18 protein-coding genes and 1 other RNA gene are annotated in these 19,442 nt (G+C 68.8%); 5 read left to right on the top strand and 14 right to left on the bottom strand.

Annotation, left to right across the window (positions count from 1 at the left end; all coding sequences use genetic code 11):
• Nucleotides 1-22: 22 nt before the first annotated feature.
• The 9 genes from ACY466_RS10005 to nadA form a co-directional block, all read right to left on the bottom strand.
• A complete protein-coding gene (locus ACY466_RS10005; protein WP_463252031.1) occupies nucleotides 23-277 on the bottom strand; it encodes a hypothetical protein in 255 nt (84 codons plus the stop codon).
• The gene (hisH, locus tag ACY466_RS10000) at nucleotides 274-912 is read right to left on the bottom strand and encodes an imidazole glycerol phosphate synthase subunit HisH (RefSeq protein ID WP_463252030.1); all 639 of its coding nucleotides are present in this window, start codon (nucleotides 910-912) and stop codon (nucleotides 274-276) included. Before hisH ends, ACY466_RS10005 begins: the two co-directional genes overlap by 4 nt.
• A complete protein-coding gene (gene hisB, locus ACY466_RS09995) occupies nucleotides 909-1,538 on the bottom strand; it encodes an imidazoleglycerol-phosphate dehydratase HisB (protein ID WP_463252029.1) in 630 nt (209 codons plus the stop codon). The genes hisH and hisB overlap by 4 nt, the downstream gene beginning before the upstream one ends.
• The gene (locus ACY466_RS09990; protein ID WP_463252028.1) at nucleotides 1,535-2,692 is read right to left on the bottom strand and encodes a histidinol-phosphate transaminase; all 1,158 of its coding nucleotides are present in this window, start codon (nucleotides 2,690-2,692) and stop codon (nucleotides 1,535-1,537) included. The genes hisB and ACY466_RS09990 overlap by 4 nt, the downstream gene beginning before the upstream one ends.
• Entirely contained in the window at nucleotides 2,689-4,026 is a 1,338-nt protein-coding gene (gene hisD, locus ACY466_RS09985) for a histidinol dehydrogenase (protein ID WP_463252027.1), read from the bottom strand. The genes ACY466_RS09990 and hisD overlap by 4 nt, the downstream gene beginning before the upstream one ends.
• A gap of 84 nt (nucleotides 4,027-4,110) precedes the next feature.
• Entirely contained in the window at nucleotides 4,111-4,578 is a 468-nt protein-coding gene (locus ACY466_RS09980; RefSeq protein ID WP_463252026.1) for an SRPBCC family protein, read from the bottom strand.
• Nucleotides 4,579-4,607: 29 nt separating this feature from the next.
• Nucleotides 4,608-5,486 carry a carboxylating nicotinate-nucleotide diphosphorylase gene (gene nadC, locus ACY466_RS09975; RefSeq protein WP_463252025.1) on the bottom strand — a complete coding sequence of 293 codons (879 nt, stop codon included), beginning with the start codon at nucleotides 5,484-5,486 and terminating at the stop codon, nucleotides 4,608-4,610.
• On the bottom strand, nucleotides 5,483-7,087 hold the full coding sequence (locus ACY466_RS09970) for an L-aspartate oxidase (protein ID WP_463252024.1): 1,605 nt from the start codon (nucleotides 7,085-7,087) through the stop codon (nucleotides 5,483-5,485). Before ACY466_RS09970 ends, nadC begins: the two co-directional genes overlap by 4 nt.
• Entirely contained in the window at nucleotides 7,084-8,121 is a 1,038-nt protein-coding gene (gene nadA / locus ACY466_RS09965; protein ID WP_463252023.1) for a quinolinate synthase NadA, read from the bottom strand. Before nadA ends, ACY466_RS09970 begins: the two co-directional genes overlap by 4 nt.
• Nucleotides 8,122-8,216: 95 nt before the next feature.
• Between nadA and ACY466_RS09960 the strand changes: the two genes are divergently transcribed.
• On the top strand, nucleotides 8,217-8,963 hold the full coding sequence (locus tag ACY466_RS09960; protein WP_463252022.1) for an NUDIX hydrolase: 747 nt from the start codon (nucleotides 8,217-8,219) through the stop codon (nucleotides 8,961-8,963).
• On the opposite strand, the gene ACY466_RS09955 is transcribed toward ACY466_RS09960, so the two are convergent.
• Nucleotides 8,947-9,549: a DUF2567 domain-containing protein gene (locus tag ACY466_RS09955; RefSeq protein ID WP_463252021.1), complete on the bottom strand. Its 603-nt coding sequence runs from the start codon at nucleotides 9,547-9,549 to the stop codon at nucleotides 8,947-8,949. The two genes, ACY466_RS09960 and ACY466_RS09955, sit on opposite strands and share 17 nt — an antisense overlap.
• 93 nt (nucleotides 9,550-9,642) lie before the next feature.
• On the opposite strand from ACY466_RS09955, the gene ACY466_RS09950 reads away from it, so the two are divergent.
• The 4 genes from ACY466_RS09950 (at nucleotide 9,643) to treY (ending at nucleotide 15,960) form a co-directional block, all read left to right on the top strand.
• The gene (locus tag ACY466_RS09950; protein WP_463252020.1) at nucleotides 9,643-10,230 is read left to right on the top strand and encodes a TetR/AcrR family transcriptional regulator C-terminal domain-containing protein; all 588 of its coding nucleotides are present in this window, start codon (nucleotides 9,643-9,645) and stop codon (nucleotides 10,228-10,230) included.
• Entirely contained in the window at nucleotides 10,227-11,162 is a 936-nt protein-coding gene (locus ACY466_RS09945; RefSeq protein WP_463252019.1) for an NAD(P)/FAD-dependent oxidoreductase, read from the top strand. Before ACY466_RS09950 ends, ACY466_RS09945 begins: the two co-directional genes overlap by 4 nt.
• An 81-nt stretch (nucleotides 11,163-11,243) precedes the next feature.
• On the top strand, nucleotides 11,244-13,595 hold the full coding sequence (gene glgX / locus ACY466_RS09940; protein WP_463252018.1) for a glycogen debranching protein GlgX: 2,352 nt from the start codon (nucleotides 11,244-11,246) through the stop codon (nucleotides 13,593-13,595).
• A gap of 10 nt (nucleotides 13,596-13,605) precedes the next feature.
• Entirely contained in the window at nucleotides 13,606-15,960 is a 2,355-nt protein-coding gene (gene treY, locus ACY466_RS09935; RefSeq protein WP_463252017.1) for a malto-oligosyltrehalose synthase, read from the top strand.
• Between the two features lie 65 nt (nucleotides 15,961-16,025).
• Here the strand turns inward: treY and ssrA are convergent.
• The 4 genes from ssrA to smpB form a co-directional block, all read right to left on the bottom strand.
• Nucleotides 16,026-16,396, bottom strand: a transfer-messenger RNA (tmRNA) gene (gene ssrA / locus ACY466_RS09930).
• 64 nt (nucleotides 16,397-16,460) lie between these two features.
• Nucleotides 16,461-17,972, bottom strand: a complete 1,512-nt coding sequence (locus tag ACY466_RS09925) for an SDR family oxidoreductase (protein ID WP_463252016.1) — start codon at nucleotides 17,970-17,972, stop codon at nucleotides 16,461-16,463.
• 43 nt (nucleotides 17,973-18,015) lie between these two features.
• Nucleotides 18,016-18,861: an EamA family transporter gene (locus ACY466_RS09920; RefSeq protein ID WP_463252015.1), complete on the bottom strand. Its 846-nt coding sequence runs from the start codon at nucleotides 18,859-18,861 to the stop codon at nucleotides 18,016-18,018.
• Between the two features lie 43 nt (nucleotides 18,862-18,904).
• Nucleotides 18,905-19,378 carry an SsrA-binding protein SmpB gene (gene smpB / locus ACY466_RS09915; protein WP_463252014.1) on the bottom strand — a complete coding sequence of 158 codons (474 nt, stop codon included), beginning with the start codon at nucleotides 19,376-19,378 and terminating at the stop codon, nucleotides 18,905-18,907.
• Between the last annotated feature and the right edge of the window lie 64 nt (nucleotides 19,379-19,442).

Genomic DNA, 19,442 nt, shown 5'->3' with positions numbered 1-19,442 from the left:
CGAGGTTACCGGCCGAGCCCGCTCATCGGTCGGTCGGGTCGACGCTGTGATCGGCGTCGCTGCCGTCGCCGAAGGACCTGCGCATCGAGCGTTTCGCCGCAGCGGACGCGACGGCGAGGGTGGTGACGACACCGACCCCGACGACGAGCAGACCGACTCCGCCGCTCGGACGTAGAAGGACCACGACGAACGCGGTCAGCATCAGTACGGCCGCCGCCGAACCGAGAACCAGCAGGGCGTGCCGGGCGAAGGAGAAATCGCCGGGGCCACTGTTCACGACAGCGTGCGCAACCAGTTCTCGAGCAACACGGCACCGGCATCACCGGACTTCTCCGGGTGGAACTGGGTGGCGGACAACGCTCCGTTCTCCACCGCCGCGAGGAACCGGCCACCGTGGTCCGCCCACGTCAACGTCGGTGCGCGCAGCGAGTCGCTCGGTTCGAGCTCCCACGTCTGTGCGGCATAGGAGTGTACGAAGTAGAAGCGCGTCTGCGGATCCATACCCGCGAACAGCACTGAGTCCGCGCCGGGCTCCACCGTGTTCCACCCCATGTGCGGCAGCACCTCGGCCCGAAGTTTCTCCACGGTGCCCGGCCACTGGCCACACCCGGTGGCCGGCACGTCGAATTCCACGCCGCGATCGAAGAGGATCTGCATCCCGACGCAGATTCCCAGCACCGGCCGACCGCCCGCGAGGCGCTTGTCGATCAACTCGTCGCCGCGTACGGACAGCAATCCGTCCATGCACGCCGCGAACGCTCCGACCCCGGGCACCACGAGTCCGTCTGCCGCCAGGGCGACCGAATGATCGTCGGTGACGGTGACCGACGCGCCGACGCGTTCGAGGGCGCGCTTCGCCGAGTGCAGATTGCCCGACCCGTAGTCGAGCAGAGTCACCGCCGGCGCGCTCACAGCGTGCCCTTCGTGGACGGCACGCCGCTCACCCGCGGGTCCGGTTCGACGGCCGCGCGCAGCGCCCTCGCGACGGCCTTGTACTCGGCCTCGGTGACGTGGTGCTGGTCTCGGCCGTAGAGGACCCGGACGTGCAGCGCGATCCGGGCGTTCAGGGCGATGGACTCGAACACGTGGCGGTTGATCACGGTGGAGTACGGGGCACCGGGGTATCCGGCGATCTGTGCGTGCAGCATGTGCTCGGGTTCGCCGGTGTGGACGCAGTACGGGCGGCCCGACACGTCGACGGCGGCATGCGCCAACGTCTCGTCCATGGGGACGAAGGCATCGCCGAAACGCCGGATGCCCTTCTTGTCCCCGAGCGCCTGTGCGAGTGCCTGCCCGATGACGATGGCGGTGTCCTCGACCGTGTGATGCGCCTCGATCTCGATGTCGCCCTTCGCCTGCACCGTGAGGTCGAAGCTGGCGTGGGTGCCCAGCGCGGTGAGCATGTGGTCGAAGAACGGCACCCCGGTGGAGATGTCGACGACGCCCGTGCCGTCGAGATTCAGCTCGACGGTGATCGCCGATTCCTTGGTGGTGCGCTCGATCCGGGCGATGCGGTTCGGCGTCATGATGCTGCTCATACTTCGGTTCCTTGCGTGCTCTGCGAGACGGGCTCGGTGTGCGAGACGAGGTCGGTCAGCGTCCGACTGACCTCGAGGAAACGATCGTTCTCGGCGGCGATGCCGATGGTGACGCGCAGGTACCCGGCGATCCCGACGTCACGGATCAGCACGCCCTGATCGAGGTACCGCGACCACGCCGCAGGTGCGTCGTCGAAGCGTCCGAACAGAACGAAATTGGCGCTGCTCGGCACCACGTGGAACCCGAGTGTCGCCAGCTCCGCGACGATGCGGTCACGCTGCGACGCCAGTTCGGCCACCGACGCGAGCGTCTCGTCGGCGTGCCGCAGAGCGGCGCGGGCCGCGGCCTGGGTGAGGACCGACAGGTGGTACGGAAGCCGAACGAGAAGCAGGGCGTCGACGACCGCCGGGGCGGCCACGAGGTAACCCAGACGTCCGCCCGCGAAGGCGAAGGCCTTGCTCATCGTTCGACTGACCACGATGCGCGTCGGGAACTCCTCGATCAGCGCGATGGCGCTGGGGGCGTCCGAGAACTCCGCGTACGCCTCGTCGATCACCACGATGCCCGGCGACGCCGCGACGATCCGCCGAATGTCGTCCAGCCAGAGGCTGTGACCGGTCGGATTGTTGGGAGTGGTGACGAACACGACGTCCGGCTGCATCGACTCGACGGCCTTCACCGCTTCGTCGACGTCGAGCGAGAAATCCGCCCGTCGGTGCAGATCCAGGAATTCGGTCTGCGTACCCGCCGAGATGATCGGGTGCATCGAGTACGACGGGACGAACCCCAGTGCGCGTCGGCCGGGACCGCCGAAAGCCTGCAGCAACTGCTGCAAAATCTCGTTGGACCCGTTGGCCGCCCACAGGTTGTCGACGGTGACGGGCACGCCGGTCCGCTCGGACAGATACGACGCGAGGTCCGTGCGCAGGGCGACCGCATCCCGGTCCGGGTAGCGGTGAAGGGATTCTGCCGCCACGCGCACCGAGCGTGCGATGTCGTCCACGAGCGCCGCGGACGGCGCGTGCGGGTTCTCGTTCGTGTTCAGCTGCACCGGCACGTCGAGTTGCGGCGCTCCGTAGGGCGACTTGCCCGTCAGGGCTTCGCGCAGCGGCAGATCGGCCAGCGACGCGCTCCGCCCCGGAGCCGTGGTCACGAGCCCGCCTCGAACCGCACGCGAACGGCGTCGCCGTGAGCGGGAAGGTCCTCGGCGTTCGCCAGTGCGACGACGTGCTTCGCGACGCCCGCGAGCGCGTCCCGCGAGTAGTCCACGATGTGGATGCCGCGCAGGAACGTCTGCACGGACAATCCCGACGAGTGCCGGGCGCATCCCGCGGTGGGTAGTACGTGGTTGGAACCGGCGCAGTAGTCACCGAGACTCACCGGTGCCCACGGACCGACGAACACGGCGCCGGCGCTGCGAATGCGATCGGCGACCCGGCTCGCGTCCTCGGTCTGGATCTCGAGGTGTTCCGCCGCGTAGGCGTTGACGGTGCGGACGCCGTCGTCGAGGTTCGCCACCAGCACGATGCCGGACTGCTCCCCGGCCAACGCGGTGGCCACCCGTTCGGTGTGCTTGGTCGTCCGCATCTGCGCGGCGACCTCGCGGTCGACGGCATCGGCGAGCTCGACCGAGGTGGTGACCAGCACGCTGGCCGCGAGGACGTCGTGTTCGGCCTGGCTGATCAGGTCCGCGGCGACGTGGACCGGGTCGGCCGTGTGGTCGGCAAGGATGGCGATCTCGGTGGGGCCGGCTTCGGAGTCGATGCCCACCGCTCCGCGGCAGAGCCGCTTGGCCGCGGTGACGTAGATGTTGCCGGGCCCCGTGATCATGTCGACCGGGGCCAGTTCCGCGCCGTCGGTGTCGGTTCCGCCGTAGGTCAGCAGCGCCACCGCCTGGGCACCTCCGACCGCCCACACCTCGTCGACGCCGAGCAGCGCAGCCGCCGCCAGAATCGTGGGGTGCGGCAGACCGCCGAAATCTGCTTGCGGCGGGGACGCGACCACGAGCGACTCGACCCCGGCGACCTGCGCCGGTACCACGTTCATCACCACGGAGGACGGGTAGACCGCGTTGCCGCCGGGAACGTAGAGGCCGACTCGATCGACGGGAATCCATCGTTCGGTGACCGTTCCGCCCGGCACCACCTGCGTCACCGTGTCGCGGCGACGCTGATCCTCGTGGACGATGCGCGACCGTTCGATGGACACCTCGAGGGCTTCGCGCACGGCGGGATCGAGTTCGGCGAGCGCCCGTTCGATCTCTCGCGCCGGCACTCGCACCGCGTCGGGTCGAACACGGTCGAACTTCTCGCCGTACTCGAGTGCCGCGTCGGCTCCGCGCTCGCGGATTGCGTCCACCACCGGTGTGACCAGATGCAGCACCGAGTTCACGTCCACTCCGCCTCGGGGGAGAACGGCACGCAATTCGGCCGTGGACGGGGAGCTCTCGCGCAGATCCACGCGACGCAGCTCGGTGCGGGCAGTCATGTCTGGTGTGTCCTTTCGAACGACGACAGAAAAAAGGTGACGGTGCGATTATCGCGCACCGTCACCTTTCGACGAACCGTGGGATCAGCTGTAGCGACCCGCCAGCTTCTCCAGCGTCTTGGTGATACCCGCGGCGTTCTGCGCGGGCATCTTGAACAGTTCGAGCACCTTCGGTGCCTTGGCGGATCCGTACAGGAAGGATTCGGTGACCTCGGTGGAACCGGGCGCGGTCTGCGCGAATTCCCAGCGCCACTTGTGACCGAGCGGGTGCTGCCACTCGATGACCTTGTTCTGTCCCTGATCGACGAACTCGGTCACCGTGCTCGTGATCTTGTACGGCACGCCGTACTGCTTCATCCCGACGGAGAACTTGGCACCCTTCGACAGGGTGGCCGGTCCCTTGACGTTGTCCTTCACCGTTCCCGAGCCGTCGACCTCACCGTGTCGGTGTGGATCGGCGAGCTGCGCGAACAGGACGTCGGCGTCGGCTGCGACCGTGACCTTTCTCGAAACCGAACGTGGTCCTTTGTCGACTGTCGTCACTGTTGCCATGTGCGGAGAGTATCCGGCGGCACGGGGTTTCAATCGGCCGTCGAGTGAAAATCAAGGCCCAGGTCGAGGACCGTGACGGAATGAGTCAGGGCGCCGACGGCGAGGAAGTCGACTCCCGTGCCCGCGTACTCGCGAGCCGAGGACAGTTCGAGGCCACCGGACGATTCCAGTTTCGTGCGCGGAGCCGTGCGATCGCGGCGTTGCACGGCCATCTGCGTCTGCCAGAGCGGAAAGTTGTCGAGGAGCACCAGTTCCACCCCCTCGGCCAACACCTCGTCGAGCTGCTCGAGGGTGTCCACCTCGACCTCGCAGGGCAGATCGGGCGCCGCGGCGCGCACGGCCCGCAGCGCCGCGACGACGGATCCGGCCGCCACCACGTGGTTGTCCTTGATCAACGCGGCGTCGCCCAGACCCATCCGGTGGTTGCTTCCCCCACCCGCGCGCACCGCGTACTTCTGCAGCGCGCGCAACCCGGGGAGGGTCTTGCGGGAATCGCGCACGACGCACCGCGTGCCCTCGATCGCGTCGACCCAGGCGGACGTGGCCGTCGCGATCCCGGACAGGTGGCACAGGAGATTGAGCATGGTGCGTTCGGCGGTGAGCAGTGCTCGAGTCGGTGCCTCGATCACCAACACCGACTCTCCCGCCCGCACTCGGGTCCCGTCCGGCACGCGGTCGACGATGCGATGATCGCCGATCACTTCGTCGAGCACCACGAGGGCCACGTCCACTCCTGCGACCGTCCCGTCCTGTCGCGAGACGACCGACGCGCGCGTTCGGGCATCGTCGGCCACCGTGGCCGTCGACGTCACGTCGGGTCCGTATCGCAGGTCCTCCTCGAGTGCACGCCGGACGACGTCGAGAACGTCGGCGCGGTCGACGGGAACCAACTCGGGTGTTGCGGTCATGACACTCCCTGGAACTGCGGTTCGGATGCGCCGAGGCGCTCGAGCACGGCGGACGCCTGCAGCCGGAAATGTGTGCTGCGCCGTTGTCCGTCGTCGATGTCGGGATGATCGGACCTGGTGTGCGCTCCCCGAGTCTCGGTACGGGCCGCGGCCGCGGCCACCACGGCGCTCGCGAGCAGGGTCATCGATGCGTCCTCGAGATGGGCGATCTCGCCGATGGGCAGCACCGGAGCTCCCGCGATCACCTCGGCCGCCGAGGACAGACCGTCCGCGTCGCGCACGACGCCGACCCACCGGGTCATGATCGACTGCAGAACCGCACGCGTTAACCGGGGCGCCGGGGGGACCCGGTCGTCCGCGTTCGGCACTCCCTGCACTCCGATTCGCTCTCGCGCCGCGACGGCCACCCGCGCGCCGACCACCGCTCCTTCGAGCAGACTGTTCGACGCCAGCCGGTTCGCGCCGTGCAGACCCGTCCTCGCGACCTCGCCCGCGGCGTAGAGACCCGGTACCGCCGTTCGGCCCCGAGAGTCGGTGACGATTCCCCCGCACGCGTAATGAGCCGCGGGAGCGACCGGAACGGGTTCGCGGGCCGGGTCCACGCCCAGAGCCAGGCACGCCGCGGTGACCGTCGGGAATCGACGATGCATGTGCGCCACCCCGGTCGCGTCGAGCAGCACGTGGTCGGTGCCGGTGTCGGCGAGGCGTCGGGCGATGGCCCGCGAGACCACGTCTCGCGGGGCGAGGTCGCCCAGTGGGTGCACGCCCTCGGTGATCGATCGACCGTGCAGATCGACCAGTCGCGCACCCTCGCCGCGCACCGCCTCGCTCACCAGTGGCAACCGTCCTCGACCACCGGGGACGAACAGAGCGGTCGGGTGGAACTGGACGAACTCCACGTCCGCGATCTCGGCGCCCGCGTGCAGGGCCAGCGCGATGCCGTCTCCGGTCGATCCCGCCGGATTGGTACTCGACGCGTACAGCATTCCGCTTCCGCCGGTGGCCAGCAGGACGGCCGGCGCGTGGACGACACCCATCCCGTCGGCGGTGGCGAGGAGGAGGCCCCGAACTCCGGTCGTGCCGGTGAGCACCCGGACCGCGGTCGCGCCGGTCAGGGTCGCCGGAGCAGCGGCGGAGAGGGCCCGTTGGATCTCGTCGCCGGTCGCGTCACCGCCCGCGTGCACGATGCGTCCGGTCGAGTGACCGCCCTCCCGCGTGCGGGACAGGGAACCGTCGGCCGCGCGGTCGAAGGCCGCGCCTCGGTCGACGAGAGCCGCGAGAGCAGCCGGTCCGGCCGAGACGATCGAGCGCACCGCCGCCGGGTCGCACAGTCCGGCGCCCGCGTTCAGTGTGTCCGCCACGTGCGCGTCGATGTCGAGCCCGTCGCTGATCGCGATGCCGCCCTGCGCATACCGGGTCGCGGTGTCCATCGCGTCCTTGCACACCACCAGAACCCGCAGCCCCGCGGCGGTGGCGTCGACGGCGGCGGTCAGACCCGCGATGCCGCCGCCGACCACCACCAGATCGGCGTCGGCTCGCCAGCGGTCACCGTCGGGGTCGAACACACCGGCCGAGGGAGCACCGAGGTCCGACGAGGTCACTCCCCGCCGCCGGGCGAGCCGATCGCGATCATGCGCTCGACGGACGCGCGGGCGCGGTCGGCGACCTGCGCGTCGACGTGCACCTCGTCCTTGTTCTCGGTGAGGCAGCGCAGCAGTGCCGCCGGCGTGATCATCTTCATGTAGGGGCACGACGCCCGCTCGTTCACCGCCTGGAAATCGACCTGCGGAGCGGCTTTGCGCAACTGGTGCAGCATGCCGATCTCGGTGGCCACGAGCACCTGGGTCGCACCCGTGGTCCGGGCCGCGTCGAGCATGCCGCCGGTCGAGAGGATCTTCACCTGGTCCTCGGGCACGAACCCCTCACCGGCGAGGTACAGAGCCGACGTCGCGCACCCGCACTCGGGGTGCACGTAGAGCTCGGCCCCCGGGTGAGCGCGCGCCCGCGCCGTCAACTCGTCGCCGTTGATGCCGGCGTGGACATGGCACTCGCCCGCCCAGATGTGCATGTTCTCGCGTCCGGTCTTGCGTCGGACGTGCGCGCCCAGGAACTGATCCGGAAGAAACAGCACCTCGCGATCCGCATCGATGGAGTTCACCACCTCGACCGCGTTGGACGAGGTGCAGCAGATGTCCGTCAGCCCCTTCACCTCGGCGGTGGTGTTCACGTACGAGACCACCACCGCGTCGGGGTGTTCTGCTTTCCACTCGCGCAGCTGTTCTGCGTCGATGGAGTCGGCGAGCGAGCACCCGGCCCGCTCGTCGGGGATCAGCACGGTCTTGGTGGGCGCGAGGATCTTGGCCGTCTCGGCCATGAAGTGCACTCCGCAGAAGATGATCGTCTCCTCGGGAGCCTCCGCGGCGATACGGGAGAGGGCGAGGGAGTCACCGACGTGATCGGCCACGTCCTGGATGGCAGGAAGCTGGTAGTTGTGGGCGAGGATCGTCGCGTTCGTCGCCCGTGCCAATCGCCGGATCTCGGCGGCCCACTCGGGTGTCGGGTCCACCCCGGAGTACCCCCCGACACCGTCGATGACAGCGGGAAACGCCGCGGTTCGCGTCGTCGTGATCGTCATGGTGCGCTCCTCACCTACCGCCGGCCCGAGGTGCGCCGGATCCGAACTCACCGCCGGGTTGGCCCCGACGGGGTTTTCGACTTACGATCGAAAACATGCCTCATCGTAGCACCGCCGCGGACCTACCCGGCGAGGAAGCGGCCGATCTCGGGTCCGCGTCCCTCGTCCACGAGGTGATCGGGGTGGTCTTCCAGGTGCGGGTGACGGCGCCGTCGAGGCCCGCCGAACTCGCCGTGCTCCTGTGGCAACGCGCCCTCGCCCCGGACCGTGGGACGTGGTCGCTCCCCGGCGGCGTGCTGGGCCCGAGCGAGAACCTCACCGACTCCGCCCGGCGGCAACTCGCGGAGAAGGTCGACGTTCGCGAGGTCAAGCACCTCGAACAACTGTCGGTGTTCTCCGACCCGCACCGGGTGCCCGGTCGACGGCGGATCGCGTCGACCTTCCTCGGCCTCGTCCCCAACGTGGCCGATCCGAGATTGCCGATGGACACCGCATGGCACCCGGTCCACGATCTTCCCGCCACCGCCTTCGATCACGGCACCATGGTGAAGCACGCGCGCACCCGGCTGGCCGCGAAACTCTCCTACACGAACATCGCGTTCGCACTCGCGCCCACCGAGTTCACCATGTCGACACTCCGCGACATCTACTGCGCCGCACTGGGATACCAGGTGGACACGACGAATCTGCAGCGCGTGCTCGCCCGTCGAGGAGTGCTGGCCGCCACCGGACGCACCGCCCCTCCGGGCCCCCACGGCGGACGCCCGGCGGCCCTGTTCCGCTTCTGCGAATCACGACTGCGAGTCACCGACGAATTCGCCGCGCTCAAGCCCCCGGGCTGACGGGCCACCGGCGGTCGTCCGGCCCGGCGGACGGCGTCGGGTCCGGGTCGTCACGGGATGCCGGCTCGTCGCCCGGCCCTCGCAGATCGTCGTAGCCGCACAGCGCCACCGCCAGAACCAGCGCGACACCGGCCGCGAGGGGTTGCGCCAGCAAGGCGATCGGCGTGATCACACTCGGTGCGAGCGAGACGATGTCCCCCGCCTCGGCCGACGGCATCGACGGGTAGCGCAGCAGGCCCACCCCCGTCCCGGCCCCGGCCATGACCACCGCGCCGAGCACGGACCCCACGGTCGTCGACGCCACCAGCCGGGGACCACGCTGCGCAACCGCAGTCCACGCCGCCAGCGCCGTCACCACCCCCACGGCCGCGCCCAGACACACGAAGTACGCGACCGCGTCGAACTGGTGCGCGCTCTCCCCCGTCAACACCACCCCACGCCCGCCGCCCACCGAGACGAGTTGCTCGACCGGCGCCGACAACGCCCACCCCGCCCCCACGATCGCGCTGACGACCGCGATGAGAAGGGTCGATCGCACCGGCCACCGCAGCGGGTGCGCGGGCTTCTCGGTACTCGACACGTCCACCCGGCCACCCTAGCCACACTCGACGCACCCGGACCGCCGGCGAAGGCTCTAGGCTGGCCGGGAACGATCACCGCCCTTAGAAGGAGACTCGCCGTGCAGTTGCGCCGCCCCGACGTCGTCGACGGTGCGATCACGATCCTCGACGAGTACGGCCTCGGCGACCTCACCATGCGCCGACTGGCCACGTCCCTCGGTGTCGGGCCCGGCGCCCTCTACTGGCATGTCGCCAACAAGCAGGCGCTGCTCGGCGCCGTGTCCGATCGCATCCTCGAGCGGATGGACCGTCCGGGTCCGCCGACGGACGGCCGGTGGGACGTGGGCCTCGCCGAGCTCGCGCATCGGCTGCGCGACGCTCTGCTCACCCATCGCGACGGAGCCGAGGTGGTGGCGACCAGCCTGTCCGCGCGGACCGTGACCCACCCGGTCGAGGGCACCCTGACCGCAGTGCTGCGCGCAGGCGGTCTCGACGCGGACGACGCGACGTCCGCTGCCCGCTCGTTGATGTACTACGTCCTCGGCGCGACGACGGACGAGCAGTCGCGCATGCAGATGGATTCCGTGGGTGCACTGCCCGCCGACGAGTCGGGTGGCGTCGGTCGCGACGCCACCGCGGAATTCGGTTTCGGGCTCGACCTCTTCCTCGACGGCGTGCGCAGTCGCGTCCGTACGCTGCAGGGGTGACCTCCTCCCCCCTCGACCGCTCCGTCACCGTGGTGGGTGCCGGCATCTCCGGCGCCGCCTGTGTCCGTGCCCTTCACGACGCCGGCATCACGACCCGCCTGCTCGACCGGGGGCGCGCACCAGGTGGCCGGATGGCCTCACCGCTCCTGCACGATCGCCGCGTCGACATCGGCGCGGGATACTTCACGGTGCGAGACGACGAGTTCGAGGCCCTGGTCCGAGGCTGGGAACGGGCCGGCCTGGCGCGCGAATGGACCGACACCTTCGGGGTTCTGCACGCCGGAGAGGAACCGTCCCGCAAGCAGGGGCCGGTGCGATGGGCGACCCCCGGCGGGCTGCGCTCCCTGGTTCGAGACCTGCTGGACGGAGTCGACGTGACCACCGCCGAACTCGACGGCCTCCCGGACGGCCACGTGGTTCTCGCCATGCCCGACCCGCAGGCCGCACGCATCACCGTCGTCCCCGACGCGGTCGACTACGACCCCACGATCACCGTCGTCGTCGGGCTGGAACCCGGTGCGTCGGTGCCGCTCTCGGACGCCGCCTTCGTCACCGACGACGACATCGAGTTCCTCGCCCACGACGGTGCCCGCCGGGGTGACGGCGCACCGGTGATCGTCGCCCACAGCACTCCGGCCCGCGCGCGGCGACACCTCGACGACCCCTCGACCGCCGTTCCGCCGATGGTCGCGGCGATGCGTCGATTGCTGGGTGTCGGTGAACCCGCGTGGACACACGCTCATCGGTGGACCTTCGCCAAGCCGGCCGACTCTCACCCCCAGAGCCACGCTCTGCACGAGCGCGACGGACGCGTGGTCGGCTTCGCCGGGGACCAGTGGTGCCCGGCGGGCGCTCCGCGGGTGGAGAGCGCCTGGCGATCCGGTACCGATCTCGGACGCGCCCTGGCCGCTCGACTCGGTTCCGGGACCTGACCCGCGACGAACGCACCTCCCGACCTGGGCCGACGGTCTCCGATCTCAGGGTGGGGGTCGGGCCGGGATAAGGTTCGCCCCATGTCCGTCGACCATGCACACGAAGCACCGACATTCCAGGTATGGCCCGGCAGCGCCTACCCGCTGGGCGCCACGTACGACGGCGCCGGGACCAACTTCGCCGTCTTCTCCGAGGTCGCCGAAGCCGTCGAACTCTGCCTCATCGACACGGACGGCAGCGAGACCCGGATCCGCCTCGACGAGGTCGACGGATACGTCTGGCACGCCTACCTTCCCGCCGTCCAGCCCGGACAGCGGTACGGCTACCGCGTACACGGCCCGTGGAATCCTGCTGCCGGGCAGCGGTGCGACGCCAGCAAGCTTCTCCTCGATCCGTACGGCAAGGCGTTCGTCGGTGCCTTCGACGGCGACCGGTCCCTCTTCAGCTACGACATCGACATTCCCGCACAGGAGACCCCGGTCGCGGAACCGTCCGGTGAGGTGCACCCCGGTGAGCCGCACGTCGCCGGACCCGCCGGCTCGGCCGTCGCCTCGCGCACCGTCGACGCCACGCGGGCGAACGTACCCACCCCCAACAACGTGCCCGCCGCGCCCGTCGAGGATCCGGACCCCGCTCCCGTCGAGGTGGAGCCCGTCGAGGTTGAGCCGGCGGACAGCAGCTTCCCGCAACACGATTCCCTCGGACACACCATGACCACGGTCGTGGTGAACCCGTTCTTCGACTGGCAGAACGACCGCTCGCCGCGACGGCCGTACAACGAGACCGTGATCTACGAAGCGCACGTCAAGGGCATGACGATGACGCACCCGGACATCCCCGAGGACATGCGCGGAACCTACGCCGGACTGGCGCACCCGGCCGTGATCGCCCACCTGGAGAAGCTCGGCGTCACGGCCATCGAGCTCATGCCCGTTCATCAGTTCATGCAGGACCAGACGTTGGTGGACAAGGGACTGCGCAACTACTGGGGCTACAACTCGTTCGGTTTCATGGCTCCGCACAACGAGTACGCGTCGTCCGCGCTCGCGGGTTCCGCGGTGTCGGAGTTCAAGACCATGGTGCGGTCCTTCCACGAAGCCGGCATCGAGGTGATCCTCGACGTGGTCTACAACCACACCGCCGAGGGCAACCACATGGGGCCCACGATTGCGTTCCGCGGCATCGACAACGCCGCCTACTACCGGTTGGTCGACGACGATCCGTCCTTCTACATGGACTACACGGGCACCGGGAACAGCCTCAACGTCCGCCATCCGCACACGCTGCAGCTCATCATGGATTCGCTGCGGTACTGGGTGACCGAGATGCACGTCGACGGCTTCCGCTTCGACCTCGCGTCCACGCTGGCGCGAGAACTGCACGACGTGGACAAGCTGAGCGCCTTCTTCGATCTGGTGCAGCAGGACCCGGTGGTGAGCCAGGTCAAGCTCATCGCCGAGCCGTGGGACGTCGGCGAGGGCGGCTACCAAGTGGGCAACTTCCCCAGCCTGTGGACCGAGTGGAACGGCATGTACCGCGACACGGTCCGCGATTACTGGCGCGGGGAGCCGGCGACGTTGGGCGAGTTCGCCTCTCGGCTCACCGGATCCTCGGACCTGTACGAGGCCACCGGCCGCCGCCCCGGTGCGAGCATCAACTTCGTCATCGCGCACGACGGTTTCACGATGAACGATCTGGTGTCCTACAACGACAAGCACAACGAGGCCAACGGCGAGGACAACAACGACGGCGAGAGCCACAACCGTTCGTGGAACTGCGGCGTCGAGGGTCCGACGGACGACCCCGAGATCCTCTCGCTGCGCGCCCGTCAGATCCGCAACATGCTCGCCACGCTGATGCTCAGTCAGGGCACACCGATGCTGGCCCACGGCGACGAGATGGGCCGCACGCAGCAGGGCAACAACAACGTCTACTGCCAGGACTCCGAGCTCGCGTGGATGGACTGGTCCCTCGCCGAGGAGAACGCGGACCTGATCGAGTTCACCTCACGGGTCATCGCGCTGCGCAACGACCACCCGGTGTTCCGGCGCCGCCGGTTCTTCGAGGGTCGGCCCATCCGTACCGCCGGTCAGACCCGCGACATCGCCTGGCTCACGCCGGCGGGTGAAGAGATGACCGAGGAGGACTGGGACAGCGGTTTCGGCAAGTCGCTGGCCGTCTTCCTCAACGGTGAGGGCATCCCCGAGCCGGACGGGCGCGGCAACCGCGTCGTCGACGACACGTTCTACCTGTGCTTCAACGCGCACCACGAACCGATCGACTTCACCACCGTCGACGGCGAGTACGCGTCGGAGTGGACGGTGGCGCTGAACACGGCGACTCCGACGGGCGACGAGGACCGCACGATCGTCGCCGGCACCGCCGTGGCCGTGGAGGCACGGTCACTGTTGGTGCTCAGAAAAACTGGGTAAGGACTGCACCATGGCACCGAGCAGAACGATCACGTCGACCTACCGACTCCAATTACGAGGTGATCGCTTCCGCCTCGGCGACGCCGAGCGCCTGGTCCCGTATCTCGCCGAACTGGGCATCTCCCACGTCTACCTGTCGCCCATCCTCACCGCGTCCGAGGGGTCCACCCACGGATACGACGTCACCGATCCGCGCACGGTGTCCGACGCCCTCGGTGGACGCGCGGCACTCGAGTCGTTGGTGACGGCGTGCCACGCGCACGGACTCGGGGTGATCGTCGACATCGTGCCGAATCACCTGGGTGTGGCCACCCCACGGGAGAACCCGTTCTGGTGGGACGTCCTGCGCCTCGGCCGGGCGTCGGAGTTCGCGGCGTTCTTCGACATCGACTGGACCGGGTCGGACCGCATCGCCCTCCCCGTTCTCGGCGCCGACTCCGACGTCGACGAACTGACCGTCGATCGGTCCGAAGACCAGCCCACCCTCGCCTACTACGAGCACCGCTTCCCCATCGACCCCTCGACCGACGACGGCTCGGACGACGCGAAGGCCGTGCACGACAGGCAGAACTACGAGCTGGTGGGCTGGCGGTCGGGGCGCATCGGCTACCGCCGCTTCTTCTCCGTCAGCGACCTCGCGGGACTGCGCCAGGAAGATCCCGCGGTCTTCGACGCCACCCACGCCGAGGTCGCGACGTGGTTCGCCGACGGTCTGATGGACGGTGTGCGCGTCGACCACCCCGACGGTCTCACCGCACCGGCCGACTACCTGGCGAAGCTCCGCGGGCTCGTCGGACCCGACGCCTGGCTGGTGATCGAGAAGATCCTGACCGCCGAGGAGCCCCTCGATCCGACACTCGCCGTCGACGGAACCACCGGGTACGACGCGTTGGCCGATCTCGGCGGCGTGTTCGTCGACGCGTCCGGTGAGGAACCGCTGACGGCTCTGTCCCTGCAGACGACCGGTGCGGCGGGCGACGCGGCCTGGGTGCACGAGGCGGAACGCTCGATCAAGCGGGTCACCGCAACCACCCAGCTCGCGGCCGAGGTGTCGCGCCTGGTGGCCGCCGTGGGTCGCGACGCGGGTAGTTCCGTGGACGTCGACGCAACCACGGCGGCGGCGGTCGAGGTCGTCGCCCGGATGCCCGTCTACCGCTCGGACTACGCACCCCTGGCCGGCATGCTGCCGCGGCTGATCGGCGACGTGGCCGCCGATCGACCCGAGCTGGTGCCCGCGCTGAACGGGTTGGCCGCCGCGGTCACTCGGGGCGGCGAGGCGTCGGCGCGGCTGCAGCAGGTTGCGGGCGCCGTCATGGCCAAATCGGTCGAGGATTGCATGTTCTACCGCACGTCGCGCCTGATCTCGCTTCAGGAGGTCGGCGGTGACCCGTCCCGCTTCGGCCGTTCGGTTCCCGAGTTCCATCTGCGACTGGCCGAGCGCGCCCGGTTGTGGCCCAAGGCCATGACCACCCTCTCGACGCACGACACCAAGCGCGGCGAGGACGTGCGCGCGCGTATCGGTGTGCTGTCCCAGACCCCGGCATTGTGGGAACGCTGCCTCGCCGACTGGGAATCGGTGACCGCCTCCCCCAACGGCGAAACCGGGCTGTTCCTGTGGCAGAACATCTTCGGCACCTGGCCGGTGGACGGCGTCGTGACGGCCGAGTACCGGCAGCGGCTCCACGATTATGCGGAGAAGGCCATCCGCGAAGCCGGATCGTTCACGGCGTGGAACGACGTGGACGAGGAGTTCGAAACGGCCGTCCACACGTGGATCGACGCGGTGCTGGACGGACCCGTGGCGGACTCCCTGACCACGTTCGTGGCGAACCTGGCCCCGCACGCCTGGTCCGATTCGCTGGGTCAGAAACTTCTGCACCTCACGGGACCCGGCATCCCGGACGTCTACCAGGGCACCGAACTGTGGGAGGACTCGCTCGTCGACCCGGACAATCGCCGAGACGTGGACTACGACGTGCGGCGAGCGCTGCTCGACTCCGTCACGTCCGCGCCCGATGTGGACGCGTCGGGAGCGGCGAAGTTCTGGGTGACGCGGCAGGCTGCCTCGTTGCGTCGTGAACGTCCCGCGAGTTTCGTCGGCGGCACGTATGCACCCGTGGCGGTCGACGGCGACTCGGCGGCCCATGTGGTCGGTTTCGCCCGCGGCCCGGAGGGCGGCACCGCGGACGTGGTCGCGATCGCGACCCGGTCGAGTCTGACGCTGGTCGATCACGGATGGCGCGATACGGCCGTGAGGCTCCCGGACGGGCAGTGGACCGATCGCCTGACCGGGCGCACGTTCTCCGGATCCGTCTCGGCGGTCGACGTGTTCGAGGCGATGCCGGTGGCCCTGCTCGTGCGCTGAACCGCCGGACACGGCGGGTGACAACAGAAATCGGGCCGGACACCGTGGTGGTGTCCGGCCCGATTCGGTGGAGCTGCCGGGAATCGAACCCGGGTCCTGTGTCGGTTTGCCAGGGCTTCTCCGTGCGCAGTTCGCTATGCCTCTACTTGGATCTCCAGATCTCGCGAACAAGCCTGGATGACGATCCCAGCCACTGTTGGATGTTCCACATCACTCCGTAGCCGAGTGAATAGGTAAGCCCTCTAGCTGATGCCAGTACCCGGCCCGAGGGCGAAACCGGACTGACAGACACGCAGTCGCTACTTAGGCAGCGAGTGCGTAGTCGCGCTGATTGGAATCGGCGCTTATATTTTTGCGATGACGCTTACGGTGGTCTCTCGCCTGCACCGGCACGCTTCCCCTGACTCGACGCACACAGTCGAAACCGTTCAGCCCCTTTCTCGCCCGCAACGGGCGATGGTGATCCGCCGCGTTACCGGCGGCGGCTGTTCAGTCTAACCTCATCCGACCGTAGTTTCATCCCGATCGTCGACGGCCTGTCGCTCGGCCTTGGTCGTGATGTTCTCGAGCATGCCTCGGAAGATGACGCCGTGGAACGGCATGATGGCGAACCAGTAGAGACGCCCGCCCAGGCCCCGCGGAAAGAAGATGGCGCGCTGTTCGTATCGCGACTTGGTTCCGCCGTCGCGCGGCAGTACGCGTAGTTCCAGCCAGGCCCCACCGGGGGCCTTCATCTCCGCACGTAGTCGGAGCAGCGAACCACGCTCGATCTCTTCCACACGCCACCAATCGAGGGCTTCGCCGTTGACCAGTCGGCGCGGGTCGCGGCGACCGCGCTTGAGTCCCACTCCCCCGACGACCTTGTCCATCCAGCCGCGAATCACCCAGGCGGCCGGGAACGAGTACCACCCGTTCTCGCCGCCGATGCCCTCGACGACGTCCCACAGTTGTTCGGGGCGCGCATTGCAGTCCTGCGCGCGCTCGTCGACGTAGACCACCTCGCCGGCCCAGTCCGGATCGGACGGAAGTGGATCCGACGGCGCGCCGGCGTCCGTCGCATTCGACCACGACGTCTCGACCTCACCGTTCTCGATCCGACGCAGCGCGAGTCGGACCGACTCCGCGTAACTGGTCAGTCCGCCCTCGGGCGGAGAGATGACGGAATCGATGTCGTTCTCGTGACCGATGGCGTCGTACTGCAACGATTCGATGAGCGGCATCGCCAGGCCGCGAGGGATGGGGGTGACGAGACCGATCCAGTGCCCGGCGAGCCGCGGCGTCAGTACCGGCAGAACCAGCATCCTGCGCTTGCGAAGTCCGGCCACGGCTGCGTACGTGTTCATCATCTCGCCGTACTGCATGACGTCGGGTCCACCGATGTCCCACGTCCGCGAGGTGTCGAAGTGGGCGTCGGCCGACTCGATCAGATAGTGCAGGACGTCGCGCACCGCAATGGGTTGAATCTGGTTGTGCACCCACTTCGGAGTGGTCATCACCGGCAGCCGGTTGGTGAGGTGACGGATCATCTCGAACGACGCCGACCCGGAGCCGATGACCACGCCGGCCTGGAGCACGACGGTCTGCACACCGGATTCGATCAGGATTCGGCCGACCTCCGCGCGGGAGTGCAGGTGCGGGGACAACTCACCGCTGACGGGGTGGAGTCCGCCCAGGTAGACGATGCGGCGAACACCGGCGGCCTTCGCGGCCTCGGCGACGTTCTCGGCGCTGGTGCGCTCGGTTTCGGCGAAGTGATCGTCTCCACCCATCGAGTGCACCAGGTAGTACACGACGTCGACGTCGCGGAACGCCTCGTTCAGCGACTCCCGATCACCGAGGTCACCGCGGACGACCTCCACGTCGGGGGCCCACGGCACGTCACGCAACTTCTGCGGCGACCGCGCCAACACCCGCACGCGGTACCCCGCTTCGTGCAGTCGAGGGGCCAGTCGGCCACCGATGTATCCGGTGGCGCCGGTGACGAGGACGCGGGCGCCTGTGGGGTTGTCCATGTCGATCATTCGTAGCAGAGCCCGGACTCGAGTGCCGATCGACTCAGCCGGACGTCGCGATGAGGGCGACCGAGGCCAGAGCCAGCGCCATCCCGACGCGTTGCATCGGCCCCACCCGCTCTCCCAACATCACCATCGCGAGCAGGACCGTCGCCGCCGGGTACAGCGCCGTGATGACGCTGACCAGGGACAACAGCCCGCCCTGGAAGGCGTAGAGCAACGCCGCGTTGGCCACCACGTCCAGCACCGCCACCCATACCGCCAGCATCACCACCGACCGTGGGGGCACCAGGAAGGAGGCCGTGATCAGCGCGACCGTCCACATCACCACCGTGGCGGACGCGCGGCTGGCGACCAGCGGCCACAGCCCGACGTCGTCGCCGCCCGCCAGGTCCAGGAAGACGAAGGTCGCGGCGAAGGCCACTCCGGAGGCGACGGTCAGGGCCGCGACGCGCGGGGTGAAGGTCAACGTGCGCCCACCGGCCACCTCACCGGCCGTGTCGTCGGGAGACTCCCGGCTCACCAGAACCACCGCGACGAGGGCACCTGCGATACCCACGTAGGCGAGCAGCGACGGTCGCTCGCCGCCGGTCACTCCGACGACCACCGGAATCCCGGCCACCAGCACCGCCGTGATCGGCGAGACCACTGCCATCGGACCCTCGGCCAACGCGACGTAGAACCACCACACCGCCAGACCGCCGGCGACTCCCGACATCGCTCCCCAGAACAGGGATGTGGCGGTGGCGGAACCGCCGACGAGCGGTGCGACGGCCAGCACCATCAGCAGCGATATCGGGTAGGAGACGATGACAACCCTGAGGGCGGCCACACGGCGAGAGGCGACTCCCCCGACGAAATCGCTCACGCCGTAGCCGACGGCGGCCACGAGCGCGAGGGCGACGGAGATCAGCGGTCGCTCCGGGCGGCAGTCACCTCATGCCCTTGATGCGCCGTCCGAGCTCGCGAGTCACCTCGCGCTCGGCGGTGCGTCGGGCCAGATCCTGCCGCTTGTCGTAGTCCTGCTTACCCTTGGCCAAGGCCAATTCGACCTTGACCTTGCCCTCGTTGAAGTACATCGAGAGCGGGACCAGCGTCATGTTGCCCTCGCGGGTCTTGCCGATGAGAACCTCGATCTCCCGCTTGTGCAGGAGAAGCTTGCGGTTGCGCCGCGGTGAATGGTTGGTCCAACTGCCCGCCATGTACTCGGGGATGTGCAGGCCACGCAGCCACACCTCGCCGTCGTCGACGGTGGCGAACGCGTCGGACAGGGATGCCTTGCCGTCGCGCAGGCTCTTGACCTCGGTGCCGACCAGCGCCACCCCCGCCTCGTAGACGTCGAGGATGCTGTAGTTGTGTCGCGCCTTGCGGTTGGTCGCAATGGCCTTGCGACCCTTCTCCTTCACAGCGGAACTCCGTTCGCGATTGTCGGTGACTCGGTTGTCGATGGCTCGATCGCGACGGACCCGT

Source organism: Rhodococcus sp. K11/5 (assembly GCF_055193735.1).
The sequence above is the reverse complement of the archived record's forward strand: the minus strand, read 5'-3'. Positions and strand labels throughout refer to the sequence as shown.